This is a genomic window from Anaerococcus porci, from assembly GCF_034090325.1.
GTDB lineage: Bacteria > Bacillota > Clostridia > Tissierellales > Peptoniphilaceae > Anaerococcus > Anaerococcus porci.
Genome location: NZ_JAXDSU010000076.1, coordinates 1 through 2,078 on the forward strand (window position 1 = coordinate 1; position 2,078 = coordinate 2,078).

A 2,078-nucleotide genomic window follows, 5' to 3' on the forward strand; every position below is an offset into this window, starting at 1 on the left:
CACTTACTGTGCTTGCTCATATACTAATAGTATAAGAACAGCTTTAAGCATAGTTCTTAAAAATGAACCTAATCATCTATGATAAAATTATAGATATTAGGGATGAAATGGGATTGTTTTATGTGCTTGCTGGGTTTCCAATTTAGGAATTACTCATTTGGTAGACTCCACCCTCATTCCATTGCCTTTCATCTTTTCGGTTGGTTAGGTTCATTTATTGATTACCTGTATAACTCGTGAGCCTGTTGTGGTTTTGGATTAACAGGGCATCCCAAATTATAGGAGGTATATTATGTCAGAAAAAATTGTTGTAGGAATTGATGTGAGTAAAGCTTTCAGTGATATCTGTATTCTATCACCTAATAATGACATCATCAAAAGACTTAAAATTTCTAATGATATTAATGGTATGAAGTCGCTCATCTATGTACTTGAAAAGGTAGAAGATGAGTACGAAGACAGAGCAGTAATTATCATGGAAGCTACTGCACACTATCATCAAATTTTAGCTAATTTTTTCCGTAAGCATAATTACGAAGTAATTGTAATTAATCCGATTCAAAGTGGAGCGTTGAAAAATATCAATATCCGAAAAATTAAATCAGATAAAACAGATGCATATAATATAGCGTTGCTATATCGTATTAAGAATTACAACGAAACAATTACACACTCAGATACCATTAACAGTATCAAAAAGCTTTGCAGACAGCATAAAGAATTGACGGATGAAATTGTGGAACACATCAACCGATTAATCGCTTTTTTAGATATTTCCTTTCCAGATTTCAAGAAATTATTTACGGATTTGCAAGGGAAAACACCTTTGTCTTTGCTTGAAAAATATCCTACTATACAGGAAGTCTTATCTCCTGAAAATAAGCAAGATATTCTTCGACTGATAAAAGAAAATTCACATAAAAGCAGCTCCTATGCCGAAGTAAAATATGAAAAACTATTGAAAGCTGCTGAAAAATCTATTGAAGTTTGTATAGTAAGCCTTAGTTCAGCAGTACTTATTCAAACAACTGTGAGGGTTATTTTCAGTTTACAGGAAGCTTTGAAAGCAATCGATGATGAAATCAAAAGGCTATCACTTTTAGATGAAAAGTTTCATAAAGAAATAGTGCTTTTACAAAGTATTCCAGGAGTTGGAGAGTATACAGCATGTGTTGTTTTATCAGAGCTTGGAGATATATCCAATTTCTCGAAACCGAAAGAATTAGTTGCTTTCTTTGGCTTGGATCCAGGAGTAACCCAAAGTGGAACATACAATAGGAAAAACAATAAAATCTCTAAAAGAGGATCACCTCATGTTCGCTCAATTCTCCATATGCTGGCTAAATCTAATGTGTATCCAAATCGCAACCGAGAGTATTTAAATCCTGTTATGCGAGCTTATTTTGAAAAGAAGATAGCTGAAAAACCATACAAAGTTGTAATGTGTGCAATTATGCGAAAGATGGTTCAAATTATTTTTGCTGTTCTCAGAAACCAAAAATCATTTGAGTTAAGAACACCCGAAGAACATCAAAAACTAATTCGAGAAAAAAGTAAGTTAGTCGCATAAATTTTTAAAAGTGTTGCCTCAAAAAATGAAAGTATATGAGGCTTGTTTGCTATGCACATTTTTAAGTTTTGTGACTTGAAAAAATTTTAAAAAATTTTTAAAAATAACTATTGACTTCCTTAGTTGGTCTATTAAAGTTATAAGCGTTAAGCGTTTATTAATTATTATTTAAAATTTTTATTCCAGATATAGTTGATAGCAAATTAGCATCTCTATTTGTATTTTTATGTTCCAAGTTATTTAATATATATTGCTCTGTTTCTGGACTCCAATATATTTTTAATTTCTTCTTTGCTCTAGTAATTGCGGTATAGAAAATATTGTGAGTTATTCGTTCTTCGGAATCTTTAGTTATTATTATTTTTACAGAATCATATTCTAATCCTTGAGCCTTATGAATAGATATAGCATAAGAAACTTGAAATGGAATACTGGACATTGCATCGTCATCATCATCAGTGTTATTTGCTTTTTCAACATCAAAAGAAATAATAGAATTTCCTGATTC

The 2,078-nt window shown here is 31.3% G+C and carries 2 protein-coding genes; one reads left to right on the top strand and one right to left on the bottom strand.

Features of this window, described 5'->3' with window-relative positions; translation table 11 throughout:
* Positions 1–292 precede the first annotated feature (292 nt).
* The gene (locus SOR60_RS08385) at positions 293–1,570 is read left to right on the top strand and encodes an IS110 family RNA-guided transposase (protein WP_154542237.1); all 1,278 of its coding nucleotides are present in this window, start codon (positions 293–295) and stop codon (positions 1,568–1,570) included.
* Between the two features lie 157 nt (positions 1,571–1,727).
* Here SOR60_RS08385 and SOR60_RS08390 read toward each other — a convergent pair.
* Positions 1,728–2,078, bottom strand: a 351-nt coding sequence (locus tag SOR60_RS08390; RefSeq protein ID WP_320595679.1) for a helicase C-terminal domain-containing protein, incomplete at its 5' end; no start/stop codon positions are given.

What these genes read in the sequence shown, in the direction of transcription:
- SOR60_RS08385 (WP_154542237.1), top strand. Translation starts at nt 293, where the DNA reads ATGTCAGAAAAAATTGTTGTAGGAATTGATGTGAGTAAAGCTTTCAGT.